The following is a 6,411-nucleotide window of genomic DNA, read 5'->3' as shown; positions in this document are numbered from 1 at the left end:
ATCTGTAGGGGTGCCCCTTGTGGGTACCCTCAGGTCTACGATTCAAATAGTCTTTATGTATTGGTGCGCGATCGGTTTACTCATCCCGACGCAGCAGATCGCCAGCCGGATCGATCGATCGTAAGCGCACCGATTCGCCATGGGAAAATAGTCCTTCCGCTTGCGTCAGCGCGTCGATGGCACCGCCCACCTTAGCCAAAGCTGTCGGTGAGTATTGAATCAAGCTGGAATGTTTCATAAATGTCTCAACACCTAATGCTGAAGCGTAGCGAGCCGCACCAGATGTCGGGAGGGTATGATTGGGGCCAGCAAGATAGTCACCGACGGCTTCTGGCGTCGAATCGCCGAGGAAGATCGCCCCAGCATGACGAATGCGATCGACTAATGCCCAAGGATCGGCGGTATTAATTTCCAGATGCTCGGGTGCGAACTGATTGGAGAGTTCTGCGGCGATTTCTAGCGTTTCAGCGACGATGATTAAACCGTAATGCGCGATCGACTTTTCGGTAAGCGTGCGCCGGGGATGGTTTAGTAGTTGCTGTTCGACTACTGTTTGGACGGCAGTGGCAAAGGCGAGATCGGTCGTAATTAAAATCGCGGCGGCCATCGGATCGTGTTCGGCTTGAGCGAGTAAATCGGCGGCAATATGGACGGGATTGGCAGATCGATCGGCAATAATCAGAACTTCCGATGGCCCCGCGAGGGAATCGATGCCGACGGTACCATAGACTAACTTTTTGGCTAGCGTCACGTAGATATTCCCAGGGCCAGTAATCACGTCTACTTTGGCGATCGTATCGGTACCATAGGCTAATGCGGCGATCGATTGGGCACCGCCGACCCGATAGATTTCCTCAACTCCGGCAACCTGGGCGGCAACGAGGACGGCAGGATTGAGATTTTTATCGGCTCCTGGGGGCGTCACCATGGCGATTTGGGGCACGCCTGCGACTTTAGCCGGAATTGCATTCATCAGCACCGTGCTGGGGTAGCAAGCGCGACCTCCAGGCACATAGATACCCGCGCGATCGACGGGATTATACCGCTTGCCTAGCACCACATCATCCGCACCGAATGTCACCCACGATTTGGGCATCCGCTGGCGATGAAAAGCCTCGATATTAGCCGCAGCAAGTTCGATCGCCTTGAGCAATTCTTTGGACACCTGCTGATAGGCCGCATCGAGTTCGGCACCAGTAACCCGCAACCGATCGACCGTCAAAGTTTGACCGTCAAATTCAGCCGTATAGTGTAGTAAAGCCTTGTCGCCTTGTCGTTTGACTGTTTGGACAATCTCGTTGACGGTGGCTTCTTTATGGACGATCGCATCGTCGTGGGTACGGGAACTGATTCGCTGCAACTCTTGTTGCGCTTCAGTCTGCTGAGTGATGATTCGCAGCATAATTGAAAAATGCCAATTAGTCAGGAGGTGGAACGATCGGGGTCTGTGGGGACAGTCTATCCTTGGCGACCTTATATGTTATAGCTTAGCGCGATTTTTAGCGGCTGGTGCAACACAGATCGCGCTTTGCCAGGACTTTCGACAACTGCCTATAGTGCCTTATTTTATTCGGTCGGTATTGTAATCGTAATGACACAATTACCAACTGGTGCCCTAAAAGTTGAAAATACAGTGCTTATAGAATGCAATACCCGCTCAAAATGCCAAATCTTATTATTTAGTTGATACTAATTCACTTTTTCTTGCCAAACTTCCGTTGCAGATCGGCTAGGGTCGCTGGTTGAATCGATTCTGGTGCTGGTGCAGTTTTTGGTAATACTTTTGCTGGTTTCCCCGCTGCTGGCTGGGGTTTGTTGGTACGCGCGATCGGTTGCGAGGATTCACGATCGCTTGTTGCTGCCGCACCAGTTTTCATGGTCAGACTCACGCGTTTGAGTTGCGCGTTGACTTCCAATACTTTGACCTTGACTACTTGCCCGACTTTGACGACTTGATTCGGATCGCTGACAAAATTATCGGATAACTGGGAGATGTGTACCAATCCATCTTGATGCACCCCGATGTCTACAAACGCGCCAAAGTTGGCAACGTTAGTCACGGTGCCTTCCAACTCCATGCCGACGACTAAATCGGTAATCTCTTGAATTCCGGCTTTGAAGGTGGCATATTTGAACTCAGCGCGGGGGTCGCGTCCGGGTTTTTCGAGTTCGCCGATAATATCGCGAAGGGTGGGTTCGCCGATGGTATCGGTAATATATTTCTTCAGATCTACTTGCTTTAGTTGCGAACCTAATTTAGTCGGTTCGGCGAGGGAAATATTGACATCTTTGGCGATCGCGGCCAGAATCGGATAACTCTCGGGATGGACGGCGGTATTATCGAGGGGATTTTCACCATCGCGGATGCGCAAGAAGCCAGCAGCTTGTTCGTAAGCTTTAGGGCCGAGTTTGGCGACTTTGAGGAGTTGCTTGCGGTTTTTAAAAGCTCCGTGCTCGTTCCGATAGGCGATGATATTGTTAGCAACTGCGGGACTTAAACCGGATACAAATGCGAGCAGTTCTTTGGATGCGGTATTGAGATCGACGCCGACATAATTTACGCAACTTTCGACTGTATCGTCGAGTTTTTTTCTGAGTAGTTTCTGGTCTACATCGTGTTGATATTGACCGACGCCGATCGATTTGGGGTCGATTTTTACTAACTCGGCAAGGGGGTCTTGCAACCGGCGACCGATACTAATCGCCCCGCGCACGGTAATATCCAGATCGGGAAATTCTGAGATCGCTACTTCACTAGCTGAATAAATCGATGCCCCCGATTCGTTGACCATCACTTTAATCGGTTTGGGTTCGAGATCGGCAATCGTTTCGATGACAAATTGGTCGGTTTCGCGTCCGGCGGTACCATTCCCGATCGCAATTAACTCAATATTATATTTTTTAATAAACTGCCTAACTGTATTCGCCGCTTGTTGGCGTTGGTTAGCTGCTTGGTGGGGAAATACTGCCTCATAAGCCAAATATTTACCCGTCTCTGATAACACCGCAACCTTACAACCACTGCGGAAGCCAGGATCGATCGCTAGTGTCGGTTTCATCCCCGCAGGCGCGGACAATAATAACTCGCGGAGATTGGTTTCAAAGTTAGAAATCGAGCCGATATCTGCTTGCAATTTACACTCCGCTCGGACTTCATTGACTAACGATGTCTTCATCAACCGATTGAAAGCATCCTTAAGCATCGCTTGATAAAATTCGCGAATTGTCGGTACTTTGGTCTTAATCTCTTGGGATGCTAAATAATCGTAGATATCATCTTCACTAAATTCTAAGTCCAGACTGAGAACTTTTTCGGTTTCGCCACGAAATAAAGCGAGTAAATTGTGAGGGGCAATTTTGCTGACGGGTGCGGTATATTTACGATACATCTCAAACTTAGTCGAGCCTTCTGCTACATCATCTTTGATTTTCGATCCAAACTGACCTTCAGATTGAATGTATTCGCGAATATAAGCACGTAAATTGGCTTTGTCGGCGATCGATTCGGCAATAATATCTGAAGCACCAGCCAAAGCTTCAGCGGCTGTCTTGACACCCTTTTCCTCGTCAATATATTTAGCAGCTTCTGGTTCTAACTCGACAGGCTTAGCACTGGCATTATTTAGCGATCGAATCAATTCAGCCAGCGGTTCCAATCCTTTTTCTTTGGCAATTGTCGCTCGCGTGCGGCGTTTGGGTTTGTAGGGCAGATATAAATCTTCCAGTTCGGTTTTTAATAAACATTTCTCGATCTTGGCACGTAATTCTGGAGTCAGTTTATCTTGAGACTCGATCGAGCTAAGAATCGACTCTTTGCGTGCGGATAGTTCTGTTAAATACGTAAATCGTTCTTCGAGTTCCCGCAGCACGATCTCATTCATCTCATCCGTGCGCTCTTTCCGATACCTCGCAATAAACGGAATCGTCGCTCCTTCTGCAAATAAATCTAGAACGTTTTGCACGATGCTGGGATTTAAGTCGAGTTCGGCAGCAATTTGAGCGCGGATATCTAACATAAATAAATGATAAAATGAATGCTCTTTAATGGTTTATATATAATAACACAGACAATCTTTATGAGTATTGATGTCAGATTAGATGAGTACACAATCTATTCTACATTTTTACCGAGTGTCTGAATCTCACATCTTATTCTAGATACTGATTTTCCGAGATCGAGCCTGTGGGCACCCGATTGATTAAGCTGTGCCTACGCTGCGCGATCGAAACTGTTCGCAAAGTATGCGATCTGCAATCGCACATCATCCCAAACACGATCGGTTATAATATTTTAGCGATAAGTAGTTGGAGGTTTTATGACCAACATTGCGACTGCCGAAATAGATCCTGTTTCATTAGATCTCAGCACGATTAAATTTACCGCAGAACAATTCGAGCGATTGTGTGAAGCAAACCCAGATCGATCTTTTGAGTTAACAGCTCAAGGAGTTTTAGTAATTATGCCGCCAGTAGGCATAGAAAGCGGTAATTATGAATCAGAATTGGGGGGTCAATTGTTTGTCTGGAACGATCGATCTAGGCTAGGTAAAACATTTAGTTCCTCAACGGTGTTTACTTTACCCAATGGTAGTAAAAAATCACCCGATGCCGCTTGGGTAGAACTCTCCCGCTGGGAAGCAGTGAGTCGAGCTGAACGCAAGAAATTTGCCCAATTAGCTCCCGATTTTGTCATTGAATTGCGCTCTGAAACCGACAGATTGCCCCCACTGCAAGCAAAAATGGCGGAATATCGAGATAATGGAGTGCGGCTGGGTTGGCTGATAAATCCACAAGATCGTCAGGTGGAAATTTACAGATTCGATCGTGAGGTAGAGGTTCTAGCAGCTCCTTTAATGCTGAGTGGTGAGGATGTTCTGCCTAGATTCACACTAGATTTGAGTCTGATTTGGTCGTAGTCATGTACATTATCCTAAGAGGATGTTTGAAAATACGGAGATCCCCCTGTCTTGACTGAAACGCACGCTGAGGGAACCTCAGCGCGATTTCAGTCGCTAAATCCCCCTTCAAACGGGGGACTAAGAATCCGGTTCCCCCTTTTTTAAGGGGGGCTAGGGGGGATCTTCTGGGGTTTGCGAGTGCTACCTTATACTTTCCAAACATCCTCTTAGAGGATGTTTGAAAAGTCTATTTGCTACGTTTCTACTGGGTAGATCCCCCTAAATCCCCCTTAAAAAGGGGGACTTAAAGTCCGGTTCCCCCCTTTTTAAGGGGGCTAGGGGGGATCTTCTAGGGCTTACGAGTGCTATCTTATACTTTTCAAACATCCTCTAAGTACGATCTGTTTATCGTTTACTCTTCAACTGTAGCAGACCGATCGGTTTCGATATTAGCTACTACGGCATCAAAATCTGAATCATCTTTAAAAATACCTGCAAACTTTAATATTGGGTGCTCATCTTCGATCGATCCCAGTCTCTCTTTTACCTCATCTGTTGTCAGAGTTGGACTTTTACTCTGGCGAATCGCTAATAATTGTTCGATGACTTCTGGCTTAACTTCCAGATTGACATCTGGATCGGTCTGAATGACTTCATCTAAATCCCTCACATTATTATTAGCAATATCTGATTCTGCCTTGCTAATTAGACGATCGAGTTTTCCCGATCCAAAGTCTGCTTCAATCTCTCGATCCCACTCTTCATCGAGATATTCTTGCAGCCACTTTGACAGATCGCGAATTTCGCCTTTGGGTAGCTGTTCGATCGCAGACTGAACTTCTAATCTAGTATTCATTTCAGATACTCTACTTTAGTTGGTATAATTTTACCAAATTCTCTCGTTCGCGTAGCGTACCGTAGGTAATCGAGTAAGCATCAAATGCTTTGTCTATGCTGGCAATCGATATTTTCTCATCCATAGCTTGAGCAATAATTATTCTATCGAAAGGATCTCGATGATGATGCGGCAGTAAATCGAGAGTATAAATATGCGATAACTCAATCTGCATAATTTTAATCTGATTTTCGCTAACTTGTGTCGCGATCGTATCTGGCAAAGGTCGAGGCAGACTTAACTTACCAAGAGAAACTTTAATCTGGATTTACCAAATACTTGCTAAACTAACCAATAGTTCGTTGTTTACATCAAAGATAATATTTTGGACGCGATCGGAAATATTCGATACATCATTTGCCCACCAAATTAATACTTGTGTATCCAGAATAATTTTCAATCTTCTACTCCCAACCAAAAAGCATCGGGTAGCGGTTCGTTAAAATCATCACTCATGACAATTTTACCCTGCTCTAAATTGGGTATGCGTTGACGTGCTGTGTTTGCTATCGATATGGGTTGTTGACGTTTAATAGATTTAACAAACTCTAACACTTCAGACAATAGTTCTTCTGATGTTGATTCTAGTTCGCTGACGATTAGCTCTTTGGTATTCAC

General features: G+C 46.0%; 7 protein-coding genes. 1 reads left to right on the top strand and 6 read right to left on the bottom strand.

The window, feature by feature from the left end; all coding sequences use genetic code 11:
- Positions 1 to 76: 76 nt before the first annotated feature.
- Both hisD and RMO84_RS04865 read right to left on the bottom strand, forming a co-directional pair.
- Positions 77 to 1,402, bottom strand: a complete 1,326-nt coding sequence (hisD, locus tag RMO84_RS04870) for a histidinol dehydrogenase (RefSeq protein ID WP_310487356.1) — start codon at positions 1,400 to 1,402, stop codon at positions 77 to 79.
- Positions 1,403 to 1,694: 292 nt separating this feature from the next.
- On the bottom strand, positions 1,695 to 4,016 hold the full coding sequence (locus tag RMO84_RS04865; RefSeq protein ID WP_310487355.1) for a Tex family protein: 2,322 nt from the start codon (positions 4,014 to 4,016) through the stop codon (positions 1,695 to 1,697).
- A gap of 300 nt (positions 4,017 to 4,316) precedes the next feature.
- On the opposite strand from RMO84_RS04865, the gene RMO84_RS04860 reads away from it, so the two are divergent.
- Complete coding sequence (locus RMO84_RS04860; protein WP_310487354.1) at positions 4,317 to 4,916, top strand: Uma2 family endonuclease; 600 nt, start codon at positions 4,317 to 4,319, stop codon at positions 4,914 to 4,916.
- A 394-nt stretch (positions 4,917 to 5,310) separates the two neighbouring features.
- On the opposite strand, the gene RMO84_RS04855 is transcribed toward RMO84_RS04860, so the two are convergent.
- From RMO84_RS04855 to RMO84_RS04840, 4 genes are all read right to left on the bottom strand, one after another.
- Positions 5,311 to 5,754, bottom strand: a complete 444-nt coding sequence (locus RMO84_RS04855; protein WP_310487353.1) for a hypothetical protein — start codon at positions 5,752 to 5,754, stop codon at positions 5,311 to 5,313.
- Between the two features lie 10 nt (positions 5,755 to 5,764).
- Positions 5,765 to 5,968, bottom strand: a complete 204-nt coding sequence (locus RMO84_RS04850; protein WP_310487352.1) for a hypothetical protein — start codon at positions 5,966 to 5,968, stop codon at positions 5,765 to 5,767.
- 93 nt (positions 5,969 to 6,061) lie between these two features.
- Positions 6,062 to 6,193 carry a hypothetical protein gene (locus RMO84_RS04845; protein ID WP_310487351.1) on the bottom strand — a complete coding sequence of 44 codons (132 nt, stop codon included), beginning with the start codon at positions 6,191 to 6,193 and terminating at the stop codon, positions 6,062 to 6,064.
- A partial coding sequence (locus tag RMO84_RS04840; RefSeq protein ID WP_310487350.1) for a hypothetical protein occupies positions 6,190 to 6,411 on the bottom strand: 222 nt, incomplete at its 5' end. The genes RMO84_RS04845 and RMO84_RS04840, both read right to left, overlap by 4 nt.

The organism is Chamaesiphon sp. VAR_69_metabat_338 (genome assembly GCF_031423935.1).
Lineage (GTDB): Bacteria > Cyanobacteriota > Cyanobacteriia > Cyanobacteriales > Chamaesiphonaceae > Chamaesiphon.
This window is presented reverse-complemented; position numbering and strand designations above follow the sequence as displayed.

Coding starts and splice junctions, on each gene's coding strand:
- RMO84_RS04865 (WP_310487355.1), bottom strand. CDS start 4,016: ATGTTAGATATCCGCGCTCAAATTGCTGCCGAACTCGACTTAAATCCC.
- RMO84_RS04850 (WP_310487352.1), bottom strand. CDS start 5,968: ATGCAGATTGAGTTATCGCATATTTATACTCTCGATTTACTGCCGCAT.
- RMO84_RS04855 (WP_310487353.1), bottom strand. CDS start 5,754: ATGAATACTAGATTAGAAGTTCAGTCTGCGATCGAACAGCTACCCAAA.
- RMO84_RS04860 (WP_310487354.1), top strand. CDS start 4,317: ATGACCAACATTGCGACTGCCGAAATAGATCCTGTTTCATTAGATCTC.
- hisD (WP_310487356.1), bottom strand. CDS start 1,402: ATGCTGCGAATCATCACTCAGCAGACTGAAGCGCAACAAGAGTTGCAG.